Origin of the sequence: Paenibacillus silviterrae, from assembly GCF_030167925.1 — a bacterium.
Lineage (GTDB): Bacteria > Bacillota > Bacilli > Paenibacillales > NBRC-103111 > Paenibacillus_G > Paenibacillus_G silviterrae.
The window spans coordinates 2869289-2891888 of sequence record NZ_JASKUT010000001.1; the positions used below are offsets into that span (position 1 = coordinate 2869289).

General features: G+C 56.2%; 22 protein-coding genes and 1 riboswitch. Of the genes, 6 read left to right on the plus strand and 16 right to left on the minus strand.

Features of this window, described 5'->3' with window-relative positions:
- Positions 1-13 precede the first annotated feature (13 nt).
- Genes QMO62_RS13150 through QMO62_RS13195 form a run of 10 tightly spaced genes read right to left on the minus strand, consistent with a single transcriptional unit; the run spans position 14 to position 9809 of the window.
- Positions 14-1168, minus strand: a complete 1155-nt coding sequence (locus QMO62_RS13150) for a cobalt-precorrin 5A hydrolase (protein WP_284641467.1) — start codon at positions 1166-1168, stop codon at positions 14-16.
- Positions 1168-1944: a precorrin-4 C(11)-methyltransferase gene (gene cobM / locus QMO62_RS13155; protein WP_284641469.1), complete on the minus strand. Its 777-nt coding sequence runs from the start codon at positions 1942-1944 to the stop codon at positions 1168-1170. The genes QMO62_RS13150 and cobM overlap by 1 nt, the downstream gene beginning before the upstream one ends.
- The gene (gene cobI / locus QMO62_RS13160; RefSeq protein ID WP_284641471.1) at positions 1941-2651 is read right to left on the minus strand and encodes a precorrin-2 C(20)-methyltransferase; all 711 of its coding nucleotides are present in this window, start codon (positions 2649-2651) and stop codon (positions 1941-1943) included. The genes cobM and cobI overlap by 4 nt, the downstream gene beginning before the upstream one ends.
- Complete coding sequence (gene cbiE / locus QMO62_RS13165) at positions 2648-3883, minus strand: precorrin-6y C5,15-methyltransferase (decarboxylating) subunit CbiE (RefSeq protein ID WP_284641473.1); 1236 nt, start codon at positions 3881-3883, stop codon at positions 2648-2650. The genes cobI and cbiE overlap by 4 nt, the downstream gene beginning before the upstream one ends.
- A 6-nt stretch (positions 3884-3889) precedes the next feature.
- Positions 3890-5026, minus strand: a complete 1137-nt coding sequence (locus QMO62_RS13170; RefSeq protein WP_284641476.1) for a cobalt-precorrin-5B (C(1))-methyltransferase — start codon at positions 5024-5026, stop codon at positions 3890-3892.
- 14 nt (positions 5027-5040) lie between these two features.
- The gene (locus QMO62_RS13175; protein WP_284641478.1) at positions 5041-5685 is read right to left on the minus strand and encodes a precorrin-8X methylmutase; all 645 of its coding nucleotides are present in this window, start codon (positions 5683-5685) and stop codon (positions 5041-5043) included.
- 2 nt (positions 5686-5687) lie between these two features.
- On the minus strand, positions 5688-6470 hold the full coding sequence (cobK, locus tag QMO62_RS13180; RefSeq protein ID WP_284641480.1) for a precorrin-6A reductase: 783 nt from the start codon (positions 6468-6470) through the stop codon (positions 5688-5690).
- Entirely contained in the window at positions 6470-7453 is a 984-nt protein-coding gene (locus QMO62_RS13185) for a sirohydrochlorin chelatase (protein ID WP_284641482.1), read from the minus strand. Before QMO62_RS13185 ends, cobK begins: the two co-directional genes overlap by 1 nt.
- Before the next feature lie 37 nt (positions 7454-7490).
- Complete coding sequence (cobJ, locus tag QMO62_RS13190; RefSeq protein ID WP_284641484.1) at positions 7491-9092, minus strand: precorrin-3B C(17)-methyltransferase; 1602 nt, start codon at positions 9090-9092, stop codon at positions 7491-7493.
- A 27-nt stretch (positions 9093-9119) separates the two neighbouring features.
- Positions 9120-9809 (minus strand): HoxN/HupN/NixA family nickel/cobalt transporter, encoded by a 690-nt coding sequence (locus tag QMO62_RS13195; protein ID WP_284641486.1) that lies wholly within the window; start codon positions 9807-9809, stop codon positions 9120-9122.
- A gap of 244 nt (positions 9810-10053) precedes the next feature.
- Positions 10054-10264: riboswitch (cobalamin riboswitch) on the minus strand.
- Positions 10265-10412: 148 nt separating this feature from the next.
- On the opposite strand from QMO62_RS13195, the gene QMO62_RS13200 reads away from it, so the two are divergent.
- Positions 10413-12113, plus strand: coding sequence for a methyl-accepting chemotaxis protein (locus QMO62_RS13200; protein WP_284641488.1), 1701 nt, complete (start codon positions 10413-10415; stop codon positions 12111-12113).
- 77 nt (positions 12114-12190) lie between these two features.
- Positions 12191-12328: a hypothetical protein gene (locus QMO62_RS13205; protein WP_284641490.1), complete on the plus strand. Its 138-nt coding sequence runs from the start codon at positions 12191-12193 to the stop codon at positions 12326-12328.
- Between the two features lie 36 nt (positions 12329-12364).
- Here QMO62_RS13205 and QMO62_RS13210 read toward each other — a convergent pair whose 3' ends face one another.
- A complete protein-coding gene (locus QMO62_RS13210; protein WP_284641492.1) occupies positions 12365-13276 on the minus strand; it encodes a DMT family transporter in 912 nt (303 codons plus the stop codon).
- Positions 13277-13299: 23 nt separating this feature from the next.
- Positions 13300-13461, minus strand: coding sequence for a hypothetical protein (locus tag QMO62_RS13215; RefSeq protein ID WP_284641494.1), 162 nt, complete (start codon positions 13459-13461; stop codon positions 13300-13302).
- Positions 13462-13584: 123 nt separating this feature from the next.
- Between QMO62_RS13215 and QMO62_RS13220 the strand changes: the two genes are divergently transcribed.
- Positions 13585-14469: a putative RNA methyltransferase gene (locus QMO62_RS13220; protein WP_284641496.1), complete on the plus strand. Its 885-nt coding sequence runs from the start codon at positions 13585-13587 to the stop codon at positions 14467-14469.
- A gap of 236 nt (positions 14470-14705) precedes the next feature.
- On the plus strand, positions 14706-15269 hold the full coding sequence (locus tag QMO62_RS13225) for a DUF559 domain-containing protein (protein WP_284641498.1): 564 nt from the start codon (positions 14706-14708) through the stop codon (positions 15267-15269).
- 208 nt (positions 15270-15477) lie between these two features.
- Here QMO62_RS13225 and QMO62_RS13230 read toward each other — a convergent pair whose 3' ends face one another.
- Entirely contained in the window at positions 15478-16638 is a 1161-nt protein-coding gene (locus tag QMO62_RS13230; protein ID WP_284641500.1) for an ROK family transcriptional regulator, read from the minus strand.
- A gap of 195 nt (positions 16639-16833) precedes the next feature.
- Between QMO62_RS13230 and xylA the strand changes: the two genes are divergently transcribed.
- Positions 16834-18150, plus strand: a complete 1317-nt coding sequence (xylA, locus tag QMO62_RS13235) for a xylose isomerase (protein WP_284641502.1) — start codon at positions 16834-16836, stop codon at positions 18148-18150.
- A 200-nt stretch (positions 18151-18350) separates the two neighbouring features.
- Positions 18351-19445, plus strand: coding sequence for a glycoside hydrolase family 88/105 protein (locus QMO62_RS13240; RefSeq protein ID WP_372516718.1), 1095 nt, complete (start codon positions 18351-18353; stop codon positions 19443-19445).
- A 303-nt stretch (positions 19446-19748) separates the two neighbouring features.
- Here QMO62_RS13240 and QMO62_RS13245 read toward each other — a convergent pair whose 3' ends face one another.
- Genes QMO62_RS13245 through desA form a run of 3 tightly spaced genes read right to left on the minus strand, consistent with a single transcriptional unit; the run spans position 19749 to position 22583 of the window.
- Positions 19749-20348, minus strand: coding sequence for a response regulator transcription factor (locus QMO62_RS13245; protein WP_284641506.1), 600 nt, complete (start codon positions 20346-20348; stop codon positions 19749-19751).
- On the minus strand, positions 20345-21484 hold the full coding sequence (locus QMO62_RS13250; protein ID WP_284641508.1) for a sensor histidine kinase: 1140 nt from the start codon (positions 21482-21484) through the stop codon (positions 20345-20347). Before QMO62_RS13250 ends, QMO62_RS13245 begins: the two co-directional genes overlap by 4 nt.
- A 58-nt stretch (positions 21485-21542) precedes the next feature.
- Entirely contained in the window at positions 21543-22583 is a 1041-nt protein-coding gene (gene desA, locus QMO62_RS13255; protein WP_284641511.1) for a Delta(5) desaturase DesA, read from the minus strand.
- Between the last annotated feature and the right edge of the window lie 17 nt (positions 22584-22600).

Below are 22600 nucleotides of genomic sequence, written 5' to 3' on the forward strand. Positions count from 1 at the left end.
CGCTCTTCTCCTTCTATCTACCTTCAAAGTGTAGTAACCCTACGGACAAGGTGACGTTACCGGACTTTTTTTTCGTGACTACCAACCGGTCCGTCCCTGTGTATCGCTTCACCGCCGGCTCGCTGACCCCGTAAGCCCCGGTAAACCGGAACACGGTCTCCGACGGGGCTTCTATGGCGATTTCGTTCAGCTCTGCGGGAGTATAGGCAATGAGCTGCCAGCCGTACTTTGCCGCAAGCTGCAGCAGCCCTTCCTCATCCTTCTTGATGTCTATAGTACATACCGCTTTCACACTTTGCAACGAATAGCGAAGCTCGTCCATCGTTTCGCGGATGACCTGCTCCAGCTCCTCGGCGGAGGTGCCGCGGTTACAGCCGATTCCCAGCGCGATGACCTTCGGGCGGAACAACACTCCGTTGCTCAGGATCCGCTCCTCCGACGGCTCCAGCAGCCGGTGGGTGACGACCAAAGCGGCCTGCGGCTCTGCAGCCAAAGCCTCTATGACGCTACGATACACCCCGATATGCGAAGGCAGCGGTGTATCATAGATCCACCAGCCTGGCTCGCCAGACTCCTGCACGACGGCCACCCGTTCCTCGTTCACAACCGAGGCGCTGACAGGGGTCAGCTTCTCGTCCGACTCCCACACCCATCCGAAACGCCGGCCGAACAAATCTACTGCAATCGTCCCCTGTACATCGGAGGCTGTGGTAAGCACCGGCCTTGCTCCCAGCGCCGCAGCCACCTCGCGGGTCAGTTCGTTCGCTCCGCCCAGATGACCGGACAGGACGCTGATGACATGCTCACCCTTATCGTCAATGACAACGATTCCGGGGTCCTTCTTCTTATCGATGAGAAGCGGTGCGATCATGCGAACGACGGCTCCGAGCGAGATGATGCAGATGATTCCCTTATAAGCGGGAAAAAGGGCGGGAAAAAGCAGCCGCACGCTGCCCTCGAACAGCTGAATGCCCTTCTCTCCTTCGTCCCCCCGCCTGAATTTATTCATATAATAGAGATCGACATGCGCAAAGTCGGCATGCAGCCTTCTTGCCAGCTCCACCCCATGCTTGGTGATGGCAACCACGGCATAGTTACCTTGCCTCCGCAAGGCAGGGATGACGCCTTCCTCCAACCGAATCGTCTCCTGTCCAGATGCGGAGGACATCAATCCTTCACTCCCCTGCGGTACCCGTGGGTAAAGGTGCGGTCATACAGCTTGGAGCGGTATGCATCCTGTTCATGAATGTCAGGGTCGAGAGCCCAGCCTGCCAGAATCATCGCATGCGAGCGAATCCCGTTCACCCGCATGTCCTCGTCCAGGCGTTCGAGCGTTGTGCGAACAATGACCTGATCCGGCCAGGTTGCCTTCTGAACGACGGCTACAGGGGTTTGCGGGCTCCACCCCGCCTCGGTGAGTTCCTTTACCACCTTCTTCGTTAGTGCAGCGCTTAGAAACAAGGCAAGCGTGCAGTGGTGCCCGGCGAGGTCTTTGAGCTGCTCTTTGTCCGGAACCGGCGTTCGTCCCTCCGCTCTCGTTAGGATTAACGTTTGGGTCAGCTCGGGAATCGTCAGCTCGGCACCCACGGCCGCCGCAGCGGCAAAGACGGAGCTTACCCCCGGAACGATTTCGATGGAAATGCCTTCCTTCTTGAGGAGGGCGGCCTGCTCCATCACCGCTCCGAAAACCGCCGGATCGCCGGTATGCACGCGTACAACGCGCTTGCCCGCCTTCACCCGTTCGGTCATGAGCTGCACCATTTCCTCCAGCGACATGCCGGCGCTTTTCAGGATTTCGGCTTCCGGCTTAGCCTTCGCAATCAGCTCGTCATTGACAAGCGAGTCCGTATACAGGACGACATCGGCTTCCTGAAGGAGGCGCAGTCCTTTCACGGTAATTAAATCCGGATCGCCGGGTCCCGCTCCGATGATATGTATTTTCATTTTCTCACCACCATCAGTGTTAAATATTCCAGCGGCTGGCCTTCCAGCTCCTCGACGTTCAGCCAAACCTGCTCCTCCGAGGAGGTGACCTTCGTGAGCACAGCGGCCTTACCGGTTAATTGAAGATCGCGAAGCACGTGAAGCATAAGATCCATCACCTTCGCCACCTTGATAAACACGACGCAGTCATGCTGCTCGATGGCATAACGCATAGCGCTGTAATCCTCAGTGGCAGGGACGATCGCTACTTGTTCGTCTCCGTCCGCAAGCGGAACGCCTAATCTGGAGGCCGCCGCATTCACGGAGGAGATCCCCGGAATCGAGACAAGCGCAGCTTCCGGATGCCGCTCCTTCATCAGCCGCATGAGATGGACAAAGGTGCTGTACAGCATCGGATCGCCCTCCGTCACGAAGGCGACATCCTTCCCTGCCTGCATATGGGCCCACACGATCTCTACGGTCTTCGTCCACTGAAGCTCCAGCGCCTCCTTATCCTTCGTCATCGGGAAGGTAAGGCCGAGCATCTCCTTTTGCGACGTATCTACGTAAAGCTCGACAATGCTCAGGGCATAGCTTTTGGCTCCCATTTTTTTGCGGGGGTAGGCGATGACAGGCGATTCCTTCAGCAGACGGAATGCCTTGACCGTGATGAGCTCCGGGTCACCCGGTCCGACTCCCAGGCCATAGAGTGTGCCTAAACGGTTCATTCTTGGAACGTCCCTTCTTTCTTCGACGTAGTTTCCGCGCGTCTTGCGGTGATGATATAGACGGGATTAAGCCCCTCGAATCGATTCATCCCTAGGATCGGCTTGCTTCTTGCCAGCTGGGATAGCAGAATCGACGTCTCATAGCCGTTTCTTCCGAAAGCCTGTACCGCCTCATGCAGATTCTCAATCGTCGCTGCGTTCAGGACGATCGAGCCCTGCGGCCGCAGCCGGGAGCAGACCACCTGCAGCAGCTCCTGCAGCTCACCCCCGCTTCCGCCTATGAACACCGCATCCGGGTCGGGGAATGTCTCCAGCCCCTCCGGCGCTTTGCTGTGCAGGAACGTGATGTCCGTCCTAAATTTCCTGGCGTTATCCATAGCGTTCGCCAAGTCGGCCTCGTTCTTCTCGACCGCAAACACCTGCCCTTCCCGCGCCATCCGAGCCGCTTCAATGGCTACGGACCCCGTGCACGTACCGATGTCCCACACCATGCTGTCAGGCCGAAGGTTCAGGCCCGCCAAGCTTAAGATGCGAACCTCGCGCTTCGTGATCAAGCCCTTATCCGGCTTCCGCTGCGCGAATTCCTCGTCCGGGATGCCCAAGGACCAGCGGGGAGCCTCCGACATTTTGCGAAGTATGACCACGTTGAGCGGCGAGAAGGAAGCATCCTGCAGCTCCTCCAGCGAGTACCAGCCGGTCCGTTCGTTCGGGCCGCCGAGGTTCTCCGCTACAAAAGCCCGATATTCCGACATGCCGTAGGAAAGCAGATACCGGGCAATGACCCCGGGTGTGTTCGTATCATCCGTAAGGAGCGCCGCCTTGTCCTTGCCGTCCAGCCGTTGGGCGAGCCCTTGCAGGCTTCGGCCATGCACACTAGCGAGGTAGGCGTCCTGCCACGGCTCCCCCATCCGGGCAAAGGCCAGCTGCAGCGAGCTGACCGCCGGGTAGATCTCCACGGGAAGCCTCCCGGCCAAGTAACCGCCGATCCCGTAAAATAGCGGATCCCCCGAAGCCAGGATGACGACGCTTCGGGATTCGCTGCGAAGCCGTGCCGTAGTGTCCGCAAGTCCTCCCTGGAGCGTGATTCGCTCGCCTGGATAGTCCGGGAAACATCCGAGCTGGCGTTCGCCTCCGACCAGCACCTCGCTTTCCCGGATCCACTTCACGTACTGGGGCGGCAATCCGGCCGCCCCCTCGTCCCCGAGACCGATGATTTTAATGCGATGGCTCATGGTGCGTCAATCCTCCCTTTGCTTGTCTGCCGGTTCGCCGGTCCATTCAGCCCGGCCCAGCAAGTTGCCTTTCATTGAAATGATCACCGTTTCGATCTCCATACCGCCTTGAATCTCCGCATAGCAATGCCGGCAGCAGCTTTCACACAGCTTGCTGAAGAATCCGGTGTTTCCCTGCTCCTGCATCCAGTCACCGACCAATGCGGCGGTATTCGCTCCGAGAATCGCCTGCACGGTCTCCGGGGAAGCCCCGGCCTCCTCCGCCGTACGGGACAAAAATCCAAAATCGACCGGCGCGCTCTTGGAGTGCACCATCATCACGCCCTGCGCGACCTTGGAGAACTTGCCCATCATGCCAACCAGCGTAGCCTTGCGTATGCCTTGCCTGCGGCACTGCTGGAGAGCAAAGCCGACGAAATCGCCCATCTCGACGAAGGCCTCCTCCGGAAGGTTCGGATACATCTGCATGCCGTACGATTCGCTGCGGCCGCCGGTGGACAGAATGACATGGCTGCAGCCCCCCTTAACCGCCACGCGTATCGCTTGGGCTACACTGGCCTTGTAGGCGGCGGTGGAGAACGGAACTACAATACCTCTTGTCCCGAGTATGGATATGCCTCCCAGGATACCGAGTCGGGCGTTCAGCGTTTTCTTCGCGATTTGCTCGCCGTCGGGGACGGAAACGACGATTCGAACGCCCCGCCCGCTCATTTCGTACCGGTTCAAGACATCCTCCGCAGCCTCCCGCAGCATGCGTCTCGGAACTGGATTGATCGCAGCCTGGCCTACCTCCACGGGAAGCCCCGGCTTAGTCACCCTTCCGACACCGATGCCCCCGTCGATCTCGACCCCCGGCTTCTCCGACCAATACACCTCGCTGATGATCCTGGCCCCATGCGTTGCGTCCGGATCATCGCCTCCGTCCTTGATTACCTCGGCCAAGCCGCGGGAGGGGTCGTATTCGCAGCGTGCGAGCTCGAACGTCACCTCCAGCCCCGCGGGGATCCGGATCGTGGAGGCCGTTTGGTTCTCCTGCTCGATCAGCGCGATAAGCGCCGCCTTCGCCGCCGCCGTCGCACAGGCTCCCGTAGTGTAGCCATGGCGAAGAGGCTTCCCTTCATCCGGCTGCTCCTTCTTAAGCATGAGTGTCCCCCCTGCTATCTCACTGCCAGTAAGGAGAGTGCATTGACTGCCGCTACGGCAACCGGGCTTCCGCCCTTCCTGCCGATATTGGTGATGAAGGGAATATCCAGCTTGAGCAGCTCATCCTTGGACTCCGCCGCCGAGACGAAGCCGACTGGTACACCGACAATCAAACTCGGTCTGGCTTCGCCTTCCTTCACCATGCGGATCAGCTCCAGCAGTGCCGTCGGCGCGTTGCCGATGGCATAGATGGCCCCGTCGGCTTCGCGGGCGGCCTTGCGCATGGAGATGATCGCTCTCGTCGTATTCAGCCGCTTGGCTTCCTCCATCACATCGCTGTCCGAAATGTATACCTTCACTTCGCCGCCGAACTGGGCCAATCTCGGCTTGCTGATGCCGACCTGCACCATCTGCACATCCGCTACGACGATGCGTCCGCTGCGAATGGCTTCGACCCCTGCCCTCACCGCATCCGGATGAAAGCGCAGGCTGCGGCCCAGCTCGAAGTCGGCCGACGCATGAATGACCCGTTGGACGACCGGATACTGCTCCTCGGTAAAATCATGCGGTCCAAGCTCCTCCGTAATCATCTCGAAGCTGAGTTCCTCAATTTCCTGCGGCTGTACCGTCAGCGGCTTAAACTCCGTATGAAAATCCATTCTCACTGCGCCTCCCATCGATTTCTATGATTCTCCAGCTCCTCCAGCAGGCCATCGAAGGAAGAGAATACAGCTCCGTATTCGATGTCCGGACGCCCGATCACGATGGTTTCGATGCCCATTTCCATCGCCGCCTGCAGCTTTTCGTCGACCGCGCCCTCCTTGCCGCTCTCCTTCGTAATCATGAGCGTCACGCCGAAGTGCCGGTATAACGCCTGATTCAGCTCCTTGGAAAAAGGCCCCTGCATCGCAACGATGTTGCGCTGCGGCAGCCCCAGCTCCTCGCACTTCTCCATGTTGTCCTTCCGGGGCAGCATTCTCGCGATAAGCGTCGTAGCCTCCAAGCCAAGCAGGCGTTTGGCGAAAATGTGCAGCGTTTTGCTTCCTGTCGTCAGCATGATCACGCCTCTTCTGCTTGCCGCCAGCTCCGCCGCCTGCTCGTAGTCGTCCGCCATCGTGAGCAGCGGATGCTTCCCGATGTTGCCTCCGGCCCGCTCGTACCGCAAATACGGGACCCCGGCCATCTCCGCCGCTGCCTTGGCATTGCGGGAGGCCTCTTCAGCGAACGGATGGCTCGCGTCGACCACTGCCTTCATGCCGTTATCGCGTATCAGCGCCGCCATTTCCTCGGCCTGGAGGCGCCCCACCCGCACCGGCAGCTCGACCTCCCGCATGCTTTGGGCCGCGCTCTCCGTGACAACGGTCGTAAGGAGCGGGTACTCCGCCTGCCGAAGGCGAAGCGCCAGCTCTCTGGCATCGCCGGTTCCTGCTAAAACCAGAAGCATCAGGATACCTCCTCTTTCCCGGAAATGCGGCCGTGCGCATGTCCATGCGAATGGTCATGGTCGTGGTGGCGATGATCGTGCTGGTGATCGTGATCGTGATCTTGATCGTGATCGTGATCGTGATGATCGTGGTGATGATGGTCGTGGTGATGATCGTGATGGTGGTCATGGTGATGCTCGTGATGCTTTGCAGCCTCAATTCGATACACGCACATATCGCAGCTCATCTTCACTTCACCGAGCAGCGCCTCCTGTACCCGCTCCAGCAGAATGGACCGAAGCAGCGGATGAAAGCCGAAGTACTCGGCAAGATCAAAACGAACGCCCGGATGCAGAGCCGCATACTCCTGAGCCAGCCCCTCCATCCGCTTGATCAGGACGCCGGTAAACAGGAAGTAAGGCAAGATCATTACGCGCTTCGCCCCCAGCCGCAAGCAGCGCTCTACCGCCTCCTCCACAAGCGGCGACGTAACGCCGATAAAGGCCGGCTCCACCCATTTCACGCGCATTCGCTCCCACAGGAGCCGCGATATTTTGTACAAGTCGCTGTTCGCATCCGCATCGCTGCTCCCGCGGCCTACCAGCAGAATTGCCGTGTCCTCCTCCTTCTGCTTCACATGCATGCCCGCCGCCTCCAGCCTGGAGGCCAGAATCTCCAGCACCTGCTCGTGCACGCCGACAGGCCGTGCGTATGTAAAGCGGACACTCGGATAATGCCGCTTCGCTTCGTCGATCATCGCCGGAATGTGCAGCTTCGCATGTCCCGCCGAGAAAAGCATGATCGGAATCACCACGATGTGCGTAGCACCGCGCTCGACACAGCGTTCGATGCCTGCTCCGACCGTGGGCGGCTCGAATTCAAGAAAGCACGTCTCGACGATCGGCTGACCCGTACGCTCCCCGATCGACTCGACGAAGGCTCGAACCTCGTCGTTTCCTTCCGAATCCCGGCTTCCGTGTCCCACAAATAAAACAGCGTTCATTCCCGCTCCTCCTCTTGCTCATTGTCCTAACAAAGCCTTAATCGCCGCAGGCCGCATTCTCGATCCGGGCTATTTGCGGTGCTTCATAGCGGTACCCTTCCACTTCCTTCACCCGGCTAAAATATTTATGGAACCGCTCGTTCGGATGTCCCTGCTGCGCATAGGTCCGGACGATCCGTTCCACGGTTTCGACCAGCTGCTCCGGCGTCAGCCCTTCCGCCACCGGCTGCGCCGCATGAGCATTGCGACCTACGGTCTTTGCCCCAAGGAACAAGTCGAACCTCTCCTTGCGGTACACAATGCCGATATCTTCCTTGACCGCCCCGTAGCAGGCCATGCCGCAGCCGTTGAAGCCGAGCTTCAGCTCCTTCGGTACGCGCTGCCCGCCGATTCGGCGCTGCAGTTCTTCCAGCTGCGGGACGGATTCCGCCTTCTCCATGTCGCAAAAATCGCACGCCTTCACCTGTACCACGTCCCCTGCCGGCTCCAGCAGCAGCCCTTCCGCCGCCAGCCGTTCCTTGACACGCTCAGGCTCGTCCGTGGCAAGCCTCACGAGCAGACGATGATGCGGGGTATACTCCAGCGTCCCCTGCTCCCCGACCAGCTTGGCCAAGGCCACCAGCTGCGACGCGGACAGCTTCTTGTTCGCCAGCCCGGGGCTCACATAGAACTCAAGAATCTGTTCCTGCCGGAACAGCGCCGGTACAGTAGACGTCCGAGCCGTGTCCACCCGCTGCAGCGCTTCAAGCGCAAGCTCGAGCGTCGGCAAGCGTACTTCTCCACCGCGCGGTTCTTGGCTTATCGAAGCCTCCAATGACCAAGGCTCCGCTTTCACTTGCAGTCGTTCGCTTGGCCGAAGGGGCTGTACCTCCGCATTCAGAGTATATTTGCGTTGGTATCCGCGCGGGGTGATCATGAGCCCCTCGTACACAACGGTCGTGGAGTTCCCGATAATGACCGTGGTCAGCATGCCGATGTCGTGCTCCAGCATGCCGCCCAGCGTAGTCAGCACGACTTCCTCGCGGTCGCGGTATGCGCTCTTTACGATCCCGACCGGCGTTTCCGGCGGCCGATGCCGCAGCACAATCGCCTGCGTCTCCACAATCTGCCGTGTCCTTCGGCCGCTCCGAGGGTTGTACAGTGCGATGACAAAGTCCGCCGCCGCCGCTGCCTCCACCCTTTTTCGAATCGTCTCCCAAGGGGTCAAATGATCGCTTAAGCTGATTGTGCATGCGTCATGCATGACGGGAGCTCCTAACAGGGAAGCCGTCGAGTTGATCGCCGATATGCCCGGAATGATCTCCACCTCTACGCCTTCTCCGCGCCGCCAGCCCTTCTCCATCAGCACCTCATAGACCAAACCCGCCATCCCGTACACACCTGCATCCCCGCTGGAAATGACGGCCACCTTCTTGCCGGCTTCCGCTTGCCGAACCGCCTCCTGAGCTCTGCTCACCTCTTCGGTCATCCCGGTTCGCACCACCTGCTGGTGACTTAGCAGCCCGCGGATCAAATCAACATACGTGTTATAGCCGATGATGACATCACTCTCTTCAATCGCTTCGCGCGCCCGCTTCGTAATATGCTCGAAGCTGCCCGGTCCGAAGCCGATGACAAGCAGCTTTCCTTGATCTTTCATCCTGAACCGCTCCCTTCTTCAATGCCGCTATCCGTTCCAAAGCATCGAGCCGCCCAAGTACAAGCTGTACCCGCCGGTCAGCAAGCCAAGTCCCAGCAGCACCCTGCGGTACAGCCGGACCATCGTAAAGCCCCATGAAGCAAAAAGCGTGATGAGCGCTGTTGCCGCAAGCAGTCCTACCGTAAACAGTATGATTTGCAGTGCGGCTCCGGCTATATCGCTAAGGCTGGCTGCGGAGGAAATCAACGCGACCTGCGTCGGCGTTTCGGCCCCAATGCCGTGAAGGATGCCTATGACGAAAGCTCCCGCCAATCCGTACCTCTTCAGACTTGCCTCCGTCCGTTCCCTGCGTCCCGTCAGCTTCCGGATGATACCCTCGGCGAGCTTCAACCGACTTATGTAAACACCCTCCCGCCGCTGCTTAATCGTGACGGCCACGAGCACCAAGCCGAGGACCACCAAGCTGACGCCGACGAGCGATTCCATAATGCCGAGCAGTGACTCGGGCAAGCTGGAGCCTGCATATAAGACAAGCAAACCTACCGCTAGAACAATCAAGCCGTGCCCTAGTGCATACGTCAGTCCCAAACCCACCATTCGCCGAAACTTTCCTGTTTCCGTACCGACCATATCCGCAATCGCCGCAATATGATCGGAATCGAACCCGTGCCGAAGCCCGAGAATCACCATCGTTAAGGGAACCATCACCATTTCCATGCTTTCCAACCTCCGTTTTTCATCAAAATGCAGATACAACAAAAAAGGCATCCTCCCATGGAAGATGCCCGAACCTCGTACGTGATTTCTTCCAGCTCTCCTAAGTAAGCCCTGTCCGGTTCCATACGTCCCATTGACGTAATAAGCCAAACCAAAGCAAAGAGAAAAGCTGTACAGCTGCCCCGTAAGCGCGTTCGACACCCCCTATCCGCGTAGGTTATTAGTTGGCCTGTTCGGCCAATTCGGTGACTTAACAACGCAGGCAGGTCTCCTGACTTGCGGATCGTCGCTTCTCTGCGGCCTTCCCATCGACCTAAGTCGACAGTGACACCAAAATGCAGATCGGCTCCTCGCTTACAGTGGCGGGACCGTGCCGGAATTACACCGGCTTCCCTTTTAAGACAGACGGCATCATACATTGCCTGCAGCCTGTCACCTACGCTTCGAACCTATGAAATTGAAAGTCTAGTTATGATAGCACGATCCTTCAGCAGCTGTCTACCACCATTTACCTGTGTTAATATTTTACATAAAATTTATGATCAGACGATAGAAGTCCGATATAGATTACGGTTTTTTATTTTACATACAAGGATGATGTCGATGCGTTGGACAGTTAGTGTCAAGCTGGTCGCTGGGTTTGCGGGGATGCTGCTCATCACCCTAGCGACAGGACTATTCTCATTGAATCGGATGGACTATATCCAGATTCGCTCCGAACGGCCCGTATCCGTATGGCTTCCGGGTATCCAGCTGATGCACGAGGTGAATTACAGCACGGAGCACGTAACCAATCTGCTGTATCAGCATAGGGAGGAGCAGGACCCCGGAAAGATTAAGTCGCTGGAGGAACAAATCGCTGCAGGCTACGACCGGATCGATGCCGCATTGAAGCAGTATAGCGACCGCGTATCAACGGAAGAGGAAGCGGCTGACTTTAAAGCGGTACAGAACCACTGGGCGGAATTCATGAAGAATACCCAGAAAACGCTGGTAGCCAATAAAGCGAAGAACGCGGCCGAATCCAACTATTTACTATCCAACGGTCAAAAAATATTCAATCAAATGCAGCCTCATATACAAGCCCTGATCGAATTCAATCGCAAGGGCTCGGAGATTTCCGCCATGGAAGCCTATCAAGCTCATGAAGAAAGCGACCGCATGATTTATAGCAGTATCGCCTTGGGGATACTTATTGCCGCCGGGATTAGCTACTTTTTCTTAATTCGGCTGGCTCGTCCGCTTCGGGAGGTAACCCAAGGGATCGTACAGATCGCTGCGGGCAAGCTCCACCTCCAGCCGATGCAGTCGAAGAGCAAGGATGAGGTGGGCGACCTCTGCGAGGCCTTAAACCGGATGGTCGGCCAGCTGCAAAGCACCATTGCGAGATCAGCCGAAGCCTCCGAAAGCGTCTCCGCCCTCTCCAAGGAGCTGTCGAGCGGCGCTTCTCAAACGACCGCCTCCGCTCTGCAAATTTCCTCTTCGATTGAAGAGGTCGCATCCGGTGCGCAGGAGCAGACGGCCGCCACCGAAGAAACCGCCCGGGCCATGGAAGAGATGGCCGCTGCGATCGGTAAAATTTCCGAAACCGCTGCAGGCATGGCGGCCCAATCCATGGAGACGACACAGGGAGCGGTACAAGGAGTTCAAGCGATCAGTGAGGTGGAGCGGCAGATGAAGGCGATTGCCGATGCCTCTGAAGCCACCTTGCAGTCCATTCGCGCGCTGGGACAGCGATCGGAGGAGATTAGCGGTATCTTGTCCTTGATCAACGACATTGCTTATCAAACCAACTTGCTGGCTCTGAACGCTTCGATTGAAGCGGCTCGCGCCGGAGAGCATGGTAAGGGCTTCGCCGTAGTGGCCGGGGAAGTCAAGAAGCTTTCCGCCCAGTCTGAGGCATCCGTGAACCGGATTAGCGGGCTGATTGTGCATATGCTGGAAGGAGCGGCAGCGGCTGTGGAGGCGATGGAAGGCGTCAGCCGCCAAGTGACGGCCGGTCTGGAGCTGACGGGGGAATCCGGCAGAAGCTTTCAGCAGATTGCTCGCTCTGTCGAGCAGCTGAACACGGATATTCAGGAAGTGTCGGCCGCTTCTCAGCAAATCGCCGCAGGCACCGAAGAAGTGTCCGCTTCCGTTGCGGCAACGGCCGGCATTGCCCGTTCCTCCAGCAGCAACGCCCAGAGCGTGGCAACCGCCTCGGAGGAGCAGCTTGCTTCCATGGAGCAAATCTCGCGGAACGCGGCTCAGCTGGCCGAGCTCGCCGAGGATCTTAAAGAATCGATCCGTTATTTTCAGCTGTAAGCCGAAAAATTGACATAGGACAACGCCTTTTCGACATAGGCTCTTAAGTATACTACCCTAGGCGAGAGGTGATCAGGATGACCAAAGAATCAATGACGCTCGGCCAATTCCTGGAGCGCACGGCGAAGACGGCACGAAGCCGCAGACCGGTTTGGCTGATGCGAATTCCCGGCGGCAAGAAAACGTTCCGTGTCATTCGTTATTTGTTTCATTAAACCGAAAAGCTTAGTTAGAAAGCATAAGCTCTCTAACTAAGCTTTTTGTTTGTGCTGGACCGCTCGAATGGCACGGTTCGCCAGGTAAACGCCCGAGACGATTAGAGCCGCGCCGAGCAGATGATACCAGCGGATGGTCTCCTCCGTGAAGGCGGTAGCGAATAAGGCGCTGAAGAGCGGTATCAGGTTCAGGAAGCCCGAGCACCGCTGCGGACCGATCAGCTCGATCGCCCGGTTCCACGACAGGAAAGCCACGATCGAAGCAAATAAGCCGATGTAGAGCAGTCCGGCTCCGAGGGAGGGACTCCAGCGTATGTCAGGGGTGCGAATAAGCAGCTCTGCTGCCGAAATGGGGAGCAGGAGCAGTAACGCAATGGCGATCTGTGCAAAAAGCAGCGGCGTTGCAGGGAATCGCCCGGCTGCCTTCTTCATACCGACGGAATATAAGGACCAGCAAAGCACCGCTAGCAGCATCCAGAGATCTCCCCGGTTGACGGTAAGTCCAAGTACGGCATCCAGGCTGCCGCGTCCGATGATCCATGCTACCCCTGCAATGGAAACCGCGATGCCGGGTAAGGCCGACCAGGCTATGCTTTCCTTAAGTACGAAGGATGATAGGATAAGTACGAAAATCGGGGTCGCCGCATTCATCAAGGAAGCGTTGATGGAGCCGGTATACTGCACCGCTACATACGTAAGGCTGTTAAAGCCGACGACTCCCGTTACGGATAAAAACACGAGCATCCTCCAATGCCTCAGCCATTCGGATCGCATCGCCCAGGTCATCTTCCCGAAAAACGGGAGCAGGCACAGAAAGGCGATTCCCCAGCGTACGGCAGCCATGGTCAAGGGCGGCATCAGGGTGACCAGCGCCTTTCCCGCGACAAAATTGCCTCCCCAAATACAGGTTGCCAGCATTAACAAGAGATACGGTGAATTTCTAAGCATACGTCACCCGGCTCCTTCCTGCCTCACAGCAGCGCTGCGGGCGTGTAGCTTCCAGCATACCACAGGAAGCCCCCAGGCGGAATATGCTTCGGCGAAATGGGACAGGCGCCGGTTGCTGTGCTATAATAAACTGGCTTTGCAAAATTGTCGTTAGGAGTATTGCCCGCCATGATCATCCAATTCATTCGGTACAGGTAATGTAAGGTGCAGATCAGCGGCCCCATCCGTTTTTTTAATTACGGCTTGAGGGTTTATTTGACTGCGCCTTTTTTCATTCACCGAATCCGAATGAATGGGGTGTATTTATTGTGTCCAACAAGAAAAGCCAGGCGAGTCTTGTCGACCTGCTGGCTCATCATAGCGGGGTTTTACGTTGTCCCTTATGCTTTGGTCCGATGCATACGGTCGAATCGCGCAGTATCGTTTGCGGAAGCCGGCACTGCTTTGATATCTCTAAGCTGGGGTACGTCAACCTACTGAATCGAACCATGCAATCCAAATATGATAAGCGTCTGTTTGACTCCAGAAGAAGGATAGCTGAGAGCGGCTTCTTCGAGCCGTTGAGCCAAGCCCTAGTCGAGTGCATCCGCGGCAGCCATTCGCCGGTGCATCCTTTGGCGATTCTGGATGCCGGATGCGGAGAGGGCTCGCTTTTATCCGGCATCCGGATGAAGCTGGAGCGAGATCTGTGCCATCCGCCGCTCGCCGTCGGAATCGATCTCTCGAAGGAGGGTATCAGCCGGGCGGCCGCAGAATATAAAGGCGCGATGTGGTTTGTTGCCGATATCGCGAATTGTCCTTTTGCGGCTCGACAGTTTCATTTCGTGCTTAATGTGCTTTCACCCGCCAATTATACGGAATTTCAAAGAATCGCCGCTGCGGGCGGAACAGTGCTTAAGGTCATTCCCGGCAGCGAATACCTGAAGGAGCTTAGAGATTTGCTGTACGATGGCTCCGCTAGGAAAACCTATTCGAACGATCATACCCTCGCGCAATTTCAAAAGTATTTTGTGCTCAGCGAGGTGCGGCAGATTCGCTATCATGTGAACCTAGACCCTCAGCTGCTCGACTCCTTAGTTGACATGACGCCCCTGTCCTGGGGGGTTACGGAGCAGCAGCGGCAAAAAGCTCTGCAGCTTTGCGGGACAGCGATAACGGTGGATTTCGTGGTCTTGCTGGGTAAATCATCGTAGGATTGCTTTCATTAGCCTATCATAGTAGAATGGGAACTATAAGACTACAGGTCGTGAAGCACACGGACCGCTCTCTCCGGAAGGAGAAGGGCGGTCCTTTCTTTTTCTCTGAGTGCTGTGGACCCGTTTAGGAGGAGTTTTCATGTCATTTGAAGCGAGCTATGAAAAATTTATGGAGTCTCCGCTGCAATCCAGATCGGGGGAGTCATTGAGGAGGCTCCTTGAGGGACATCGTTATGCGGAAAAAGCATTCCTTGAGCGGGTGCGGTGGCCTGCAATTCGCCGATTTTGATGATCTGTTTCCGGAATATCCTGTTTCGGACTTTAAAGATGGCATTCGATATCTGGATTTTGCCTATATTCGTGGCGTTCATTTGATCTGTATCGAAATCGACGGCTACAAGGCGCATCATAGCGATTTGAATCGGTGGCAGTTTGCGGATCAGCTGACACGGCAAAACCACCTTGTCCTAGATGGATGGAAGGTGCTGCGATTTGCTTATGATGAAATCAAAGATAAACCTCGGAGGTGCCAACAGCTGATTCTGCAAATGATGGGATGCTGGTTTAGCGAGAGCCAAACGGTTTTGGAGCTAACACTGGAGGAAAAAGAAGTGCTGCGTATCGCAGGATATCATCACGAAGCCCTAACCCCGACAACGGTTGCACAGCGGCTGCGCGTTAGCCGAAATCATGCAGGAAAGCTGCTTCGGAGGCTCGCCCAGCTGGATCTCTTGCGGCCCGCCTCCGGAACGACTCGGATTCGTTCTTACACGCTTCCCGATTCAAGACAAGGATGAAACAAGCCAAGTGGGATTAAGCAAGCTTATGTGCTTATTTCACCTTGTACCCGCAATCGCGTGTGATAAGACCACGGTGTGAGCTTATTGTATGTGAACTACCGTAACCCGGAGGCGCTTGAGAATAATAAGCAAGCTTGGGTTGCTTAACGTATGCTAGGAAAGGACATAACCACCCTTAAGCACTCGCCGTGGTCTTATTCCTAAATTACTCCGCTGTCGCCCCGGCAAAAAAGCGAGTGATCGCTAGCGAGCATACGCCCAGCACGGTAGACCTCATACCAAGGCTGGAGAACTGCACTTTAAGTGATGCTCTCGGATACGGGAGCGAGCGGCTTTCGATCACTTCCCGGATCGGCTCCTTTAGCCAAGCCTCCGCTGTGGCGAGCCGTCCTCCGATCACAATCGATTCAGGATTAAAACCATTAATGATGTTAACCATTCCGATTCCTAAATATCGCCCGAGCCTGCCGAAGGCTTCTATTGCTGCGGGCTCTCCATCCGCCGCCAGCTGCAGCAGTGCGTCCACTTTGACGCCGGGGATCGCATTGCGAGCATCCTCCACAAGCGCCTTCTCCGAGGCATACAGCTCCCAGCAGCCTGCGTTCCCGCAGCGGCACGGCTTGCCGTTATGCTCGATCGTTACATGTCCGAGCTCGCCGGAAAACCCGGTGGAGCCGCGGAACAGCTCACCCTTGATAAGAATGCCCGTGCCGATCCCGCTGCCGATACTGACATACACGAGGAAGCTCGAGTCCTGTGCCGCCCCGAAGCGCTGTTCCCCGACAGCTCCGGCGTTCGCTTCATTCTCGATCACGACCGGCAGGCCGAATTCCTCTGAGATCCGCTGCTGCAGAGGCACATTCTCCCAGCCGAGATTCGGCGCGAACAACACATTCCCCTCTTCATCGCTGATCCCCGGGATGCCGATGCCGATGCCGACGACGCCGTAGCGGCTATCCGGCACGCGTCCAGCCACCTCCCGAATGCTCTCATTCACCGCATCGATCACCGCATCGACCGATTCATTCTCATGCTTCGAGCGGGACTCCTCCACCACATTGCCGTTCAAATCCGTCAGCACCGCCAGTACATAATCGGTCCCCAGATCGACTCCAACCACATAGGCTGCCGACGCATCGAAAACCAGCATCACCGGCTTGCGCCCCCCGCTCGAGGCGCCTTCCCCGATCTCCCGGACCAGCCCGCTCTCAATCCATTCCGCCACCAGACTCGATACCGTTGCCTTAGTCAATCCGGTCAGCTCGGCGATTCTCGCGCGTGAGATCGGCGAATCAAATCGGATATGATTCAGCACGATCGATTTATTCATACGTTTTACCAAAGTTAAATCCCCGGTTTGCTTCATCTGCTGCCTCCGACCCTCTGCCTATCATTCTTGCTTCGATTCTAGCATGAATCGACATCACTTTGCACGAACTAAGTTTGTTTAATCAATTTACAAAGTAACCAAAGCATGCTAGAATGGGATTTGTAAGCGTTTCGTCCGCGGCGATCGGGCTGCGGAACGGTCATCATTTCATTATATCCGGAGGGATGCTCTGTGAGTTACTTTGGCAACGTATCGAGGATTCAATTTGAAGGCAGACAATCGACCAACCCGCTTTCCTTTAAGTACTACAACCCGGACCAAGTCGTTCTTGGCAAAAGCATGCGCGAGCACCTTCGCTTCGCTGTTGCTTACTGGCACGCATTCACAGGCTCCGGCTCCGACCCGTTCGGCGCGGGCACAGCGATCCGGGATTGGGATAAATTTTCCGGTATGGACCTCGCCAAGGCACGTGTAGAGGCCTGCTTCGAACTGTTGAACATTCTGGATGTCGACTACTTCGCCTTCCATGACCGCGATATCGCTCCTGAAGGCGATACGCTGCAAGAAACAAACAAGAACCTCGACGCCATCGTCGCTTTGATTAAAGACAACATGAAGGCATCGGGCAAGAAGCTGCTCTGGAATACGGCCAACATGTTCGCTAACCCGCGCTTCGTACACGGCGCATCGACTTCGAACAACGCAGACGTATTCGCCTACGCCGCGGCGCAGGTGAAGAAGGCTCTGGAGCACGGGAAAGAGCTGGGCGCTGAGAACTACGTGTTTTGGGGCGGCCGCGAGGGCTACGAAACGCTGCTCAACACTGATCTCGGCTTGGAGCTCGATAACCTGGCCCGCTTCCTGCACATGGCGGTCGACTACGCGAAGGAAATCGGCTTCGACGCCCAATTCCTGATCGAGCCTAAGCCGAAGGAGCCTTCGAAGCATCAGTACGATTTTGACGCGGCTACTACGCTGTCGTTCCTGCGCCAATACGATCTGCTGCCTTACTTCAAGCTGAATATCGAAGCGAACCACGCAACGCTGGCGGGTCACACGTTCGAGCACGAGCTCCGCGTATCCCGAATCAACGGAGTGCTTGGCTCCATCGACGCCAACCAGGGCGACATGCTGCTCGGCTGGGATACCGATGAGTTCCCGACAGATCTGTACTCCACGACGCTGGCCATGTACGAGATCTTGCTTAACGAAGGCGGCATCGGCCGCGGCGGCGTGAACTTCGACGCGAAGGTTCGCCGTACGTCCTTCGAACCGATCGACGTCGTTTACGCGCATATCGCCGGTATGGATGCTTTTGCAAGAGGCCTGCAGGTTGCCGCCAAGCTGATCGAGGACCGCGTATTCGAGCAAATTCTCGATACACGCTACGCTTCCTACAAGTCCGGCATCGGCGCGGACATCGTATCCGGCAAGGCAAACTTCAAGACACTCGAGGCTTACGCGCTGCAGAACAACCCGATCGTAAACCAATCCGGCCGACTGGAATTGATCAAAGCAACACTGAACCAATACATCAGCAACGTATAATTACGAAACGAGCAGCCGTCCTTCGAGCGAGGGGCGGTTGCTTATTTTTCACGGAGTAACCGGGATAATCATCTCATTTGAAGTTGCGCAAAGTGATCATCGGAGCATTGTATTCCCAATAATGGATACGATAACATGATGGTATACAGATCCTTTGGGAGGGAACATTCTTGACTACGAATAAGCCATGGTCATCCATTATGTCCGAATCCTTCATGCAGCAGTATCCGCTTGTATCGGACATGCCTTTTCAGAAAAGACGCTGCTGGAACTACGAGAACGGTACGATCCTGACAGCCTTCGAACGGATGTGGCGCCGTACGGGGGACGACAAATATCTCCGTTATATTCAGGAGAACAACGACCTGTTCATTCAAGAGGACGGCTCCATCGCGACTTACGAGCTGAACGAATACAACGTAGATATGATCAATCAAGGGAAGTCCCTATTCGTGCTTTACGCGGAAACCGGCAAGGAAAAGTATCGCAAAGCGATCGAACTGCTTGTGACACAAATGAAAAGCCATCCCCGCACCAGCGAAGGCGGACTGTGGCATAAGAAAATTTATCCTTTCCAAATGTGGCTGGACGGCGTCTACATGACCTCTCCTCTGCTGGCTCAGTACGCACATACCTTCGGTGACCACCACTGGTATGACGATGTAGCCAACGAAATCATTCTCATGGAGCGCGTCTCCCGCGACCCTCGCACCGGTCTGCTCTATCACGGCTGGGATGAGAGCAAGGAAGAGCGCTGGGCGGACTCCGTGACCGGTCTTTCTCCGCATTTCTGGGGACGCGCCTTAGGCTGGTACGTGATGGCTATCGTTGATGTGCTCGACTTCCTGCCGCTCGATCATCCGAAGCGCGGCCTCATCATCGGCATCTTCTATCGTCTGTCGGAAGCGATCGTAAAATTCCAGGATGAAGAAAGCGGCCTCTGGTATCAAGTGGTAGATCAAGGGTATCGCAAAGGCAACTACCTGGAGGCTTCCTGCTCGTCCATGTTCACCTGTGCGCTGGCCAAAGGCGCCAATAAGGGCTATCTTGGCGGTTGGGCGCTGAATGCGGCCCGCAAAGCGCATCAGGGCTTGCTGGACCGCTACGTCGAGAAGGACGAGGATGGATCGATGCATCTGAACGGCATCTGCAGCGTAGCCGGTCTCGGCAACAAGCCGTACCGCGACGGCTCCTTCGAATACTACATCAGTGAACCGATCCGTCGCGACGATCCGAAGGGCTTCGCCCCATTCGTCATGGCATGCCTGGAAATCGAAGAAGCGGAAGGAAAGTAAGAACGAATTCATGGAGACTGAAGCCCTACATGCTCTTAGCTTGTAGAGACTCCGTCTCCTTTTTTATTCGCAGCGTTGGATCGGCAATTGACAAGCGGCTTCACCTGCTCGGGCCGACCCGTGTCACCTCGGGAGAATAAGAAAACCTCTATCGAGGCCTTTCAAAGATGAGCGACCGCGTTTCAGAGGTAGGTTTTCTTGGTAAAGAATGTTGCAGGGCTTTAAAGCTTTAGCCAACTTAAACATTCTTTATCGTTAAAAAACCGGAGCCCGTGCCCAACGAATGGACACTTGCTCCGGCTTTTACTTAAACCAGCCTTTTTCGGTAAACCGCTTGATCGCCTCGACCCGGTTGGTCACATCCAGCTTGTCGAGGATCACGGAAATATAGTTCCGCACCGTTCCCGTCGTGAGATACAGCTGACTAGCGATTTCCTTTGTATTCTTGCCGTCGGCCATCAGCCCGAGAACTTCTCTCTCCCGCTCCGTCAGCGGGTTCTCCTCCGCGTAAGCGTCATCGACAAGCTCGGGAGCGAAAATGCGCCGTCCAGCCATGATGCTGCGGATGGAGCTGGCCAGCTCCTCGCTGGGGCTATCCTTCAGCAGGTAGCCGTGGGCCCCGGCACGAAGCGCCCGCTCGAAATAGCCGGGGCGGGCGAAGGTCGTCAGGATCATCACTTTGCAGCCGGACCCGCGCAGTTCCTCGGCTGCATCCAATCCGCTCTTGGCCGGCATCTCGATATCCATGATGCAAATGTCCGGTTTCAGCTGCTTCACCAGCTTGACCGCCTCTTCTCCGTTCGCGGCACGTCCCACGACCGTCATATCGGGCTCCAGCTCCAGCAAAGATGCGAGAGCGCCGAGCAGCATGCGCTGATCCTCCGCAATTACGATACGTATCATAAGGTGCCTGCCTCCTTATCCTGTGCCTGATGCACATTCGGTACGGTAATGGTAACGGTCGTCCCGTTATCCCCGGCAATCTCCATACATCCGTTTACGAACTCCAGCCGTTCTCTCATTCCTCTCAATCCGTTGCCCCGAAAACAAACGGTCTCTCCGGCAATACCTACCCCGTTGTCCTTCACCCGCAAAACGAGCTCCTTCGCAGAAGGCTGAATGACGACGGAGCATTCGGAAGCCTGGCTGTGCTTCACCACGTTGGTGATCGCTTCCTTCAGACACATGCTGAGTACATTCTCCGTCATCAGCGACGTGCTCAGCAGCTGAGGATCTCCGTCAAGCGTGAATTCAATGTCCGCAGCCTTGAGAATCTGCTTAACGCGGAACATTTCATCCTCCAGCCGGGTACCGCGCATCTGGGTCACCATCTCCCTGACCTCCTTGAGCGCAATACGGGCGGTCTGGCGAATCTCGTCCAGCTCATGCTGCGCCCCGCTCGGGTTCATAGTCAGAAGCTTGCCGGCCAAATCACTCTTCAGCCCGATGAGCGAAAGCTTCTGCCCTAGCGTATCGTGCAAATCCCGGGCGATCCTTTGCCGCTCCTCCAGCTTCACCAGCTCGGAGATTCGTTTGTTCGCATCCTCCAGCTGGCCCTGCAGCTTATCCCTTTTATTTCGCGAATAGGTTGTGAAGGGAAGAAGAATCACGGCGATCAAGCAGACCAGAACAAAGGGAAGCTGGGTAATGAATACGGACGTTTGCTTGACAAACCCCACATTGATCGTGACGAAGGTGCTGACCAGGTGAATGGAATAAAGCGTGAAGAAGGCCACGCGATTCTGAATGTTCCCGATAAAAAACGCCAGAAACAAGGAAAAATACACGTATCCGAACAACAAAGTCATCGCAATCGAGATCAGCACCTGCACGCCGGTCCAGAAATAAACGAGCCAGCCGCGGGACACGAAGGATAAGACATAACATATGAAAAATAAAATAATCATGGCAATTCCGCTCGCTATCTCATAGGGAGACGACGAGCGGAAGATGAAGTAGAACGGTAAAATATAGAACACGACCCACACATACGGGCTTAGGCCTGTGCTTCGCTGAAAAATTTGATACCATTTTTGCATGGCGGTCCATCCTTTTCCGGCACTGCTGGCATGCCTGTACCTCCATTGTAGGACAGGGTTATTCACCTTGCAAGCTGGCGCGGCGAACCTTCACCGCATCCCGGGAGGTCATGTGCTTGATGTCGCCGAAGCTGACGAAGCCTTTGTTCTTCTCATCCCACAGACGGTAGCGAAGAGACTTCAAGCTGGTGCGGAGAGTGATCGTCGTTGCCTTCTGCAGCGGCGGCGTCTCCTCATGCGCCTTCTCCAGCAAATAGTTCGGCACCTTCGGGCTTAAGTGATGCACATGATGAAATCCGATGTTCCCAGTGATCCATTGCAGCAGCTTCGGAAGCTTATAGAACGAGCTGCCTTCGACGGCGGCTTTCACGTAGCTCCACTCTTCCTCGTTCTCGAAGTAGGAGTCTTCGAACGTATGCTGCACATAGAAAAGCCAAATGCCCAGTAAAGCGGAAACGAAAACGACGGGACCTTGCACCAGCAGGAACGATTGCCAGCCTACCGTCATGATCAACGCGGTATATAGAGCTGCGATCAGCACATTGGTGAGATAATTATTGATGCGTTCCTTGCGGCGTGCGCCTTTGCGGTTAAAGCGATAGGCAACGGCTGTAATATAAATCGGGCCGAAGGCAAACATCAGCAGGGGATTCCGATAAATCCGATAGGTCATACGACGCCAGAAGGAGGCGGCCACATACTCGTCAACCGTCATAATCCAGACATCGCCGACGCCGCGCTTATCCAAGTTGCTGCTGGAGGCGTGATGAATCGCATGCTCATTTTTCCACTGCTCGTAAGGGAACAGCGTCAGCACGCCGGTCAGTGTGCCTACGACGTCATTAGCCAGCCGGCTTTTGAAAAACGATTGATGACAGCAATCATGGAATATAATAAACGTGCGGACCACAAAACCGGCAGCTGTAATTGCCAGCGGCAAGGTGAGCCAATAGGAAACGGACAAGCTCAGATAGGCTCCATACCAAAGCAGCACTAAAGGCACTATGGTGTTAAGCATTTGCCGGACGCTCGCCTTTGTGTCGGTTTTCTCATAAGGTGCGACGGCCTTCTTTAATTGGGCGATGTTCGGATGCTGCATGGGTCGTTTTCCTCCTC

Excerpts from the sequence above, each read along its gene's own strand:
- QMO62_RS13175 (WP_284641478.1), bottom strand. The coding sequence starts at position 5,685 with ATGGATTTTCATACGGAGTTTAAGCCGCTGACGGTACAGCCGCAGGAA.
- QMO62_RS13240 (WP_372516718.1), top strand. The coding sequence starts at position 18,351 with ATGTCCGAATCCTTCATGCAGCAGTATCCGCTTGTATCGGACATGCCT.
- cobI (WP_284641471.1), bottom strand. The coding sequence starts at position 2,651 with ATGAACCGTTTAGGCACACTCTATGGCCTGGGAGTCGGACCGGGTGAC.
- QMO62_RS13210 (WP_284641492.1), bottom strand. The coding sequence starts at position 13,276 with ATGCTTAGAAATTCACCGTATCTCTTGTTAATGCTGGCAACCTGTATT.
- QMO62_RS13245 (WP_284641506.1), bottom strand. The coding sequence starts at position 20,348 with ATGATACGTATCGTAATTGCGGAGGATCAGCGCATGCTGCTCGGCGCT.
- QMO62_RS13150 (WP_284641467.1), bottom strand. The coding sequence starts at position 1,168 with ATGTCCTCCGCATCTGGACAGGAGACGATTCGGTTGGAGGAAGGCGTC.
- QMO62_RS13225 (WP_284641498.1), top strand. The coding sequence starts at position 14,706 with ATGCGGAAAAAGCATTCCTTGAGCGGGTGCGGTGGCCTGCAATTCGCC.
- desA (WP_284641511.1), bottom strand. The coding sequence starts at position 22,583 with ATGCAGCATCCGAACATCGCCCAATTAAAGAAGGCCGTCGCACCTTAT.
- QMO62_RS13185 (WP_284641482.1), bottom strand. The coding sequence starts at position 7,453 with ATGAACGCTGTTTTATTTGTGGGACACGGAAGCCGGGATTCGGAAGGA.
- QMO62_RS13250 (WP_284641508.1), bottom strand. The coding sequence starts at position 21,484 with ATGCAAAAATGGTATCAAATTTTTCAGCGAAGCACAGGCCTAAGCCCG.
- QMO62_RS13170 (WP_284641476.1), bottom strand. The coding sequence starts at position 5,026 with ATGCTTAAGAAGGAGCAGCCGGATGAAGGGAAGCCTCTTCGCCATGGC.
- QMO62_RS13205 (WP_284641490.1), top strand. The coding sequence starts at position 12,191 with ATGACCAAAGAATCAATGACGCTCGGCCAATTCCTGGAGCGCACGGCG.
- QMO62_RS13215 (WP_284641494.1), bottom strand. The coding sequence starts at position 13,461 with ATGAATTGGATGATCATGGCGGGCAATACTCCTAACGACAATTTTGCA.
- cobJ (WP_284641484.1), bottom strand. The coding sequence starts at position 9,092 with ATGAAAGATCAAGGAAAGCTGCTTGTCATCGGCTTCGGACCGGGCAGC.
- QMO62_RS13230 (WP_284641500.1), bottom strand. The coding sequence starts at position 16,638 with ATGAAGCAAACCGGGGATTTAACTTTGGTAAAACGTATGAATAAATCG.
- QMO62_RS13195 (WP_284641486.1), bottom strand. The coding sequence starts at position 9,809 with ATGGAAATGGTGATGGTTCCCTTAACGATGGTGATTCTCGGGCTTCGG.
- cobM (WP_284641469.1), bottom strand. The coding sequence starts at position 1,944 with ATGAAAATACATATCATCGGAGCGGGACCCGGCGATCCGGATTTAATT.
- cbiE (WP_284641473.1), bottom strand. The coding sequence starts at position 3,883 with ATGAGCCATCGCATTAAAATCATCGGTCTCGGGGACGAGGGGGCGGCC.
- QMO62_RS13200 (WP_284641488.1), top strand. The coding sequence starts at position 10,413 with ATGCGTTGGACAGTTAGTGTCAAGCTGGTCGCTGGGTTTGCGGGGATG.
- cobK (WP_284641480.1), bottom strand. The coding sequence starts at position 6,470 with ATGCTTCTGGTTTTAGCAGGAACCGGCGATGCCAGAGAGCTGGCGCTT.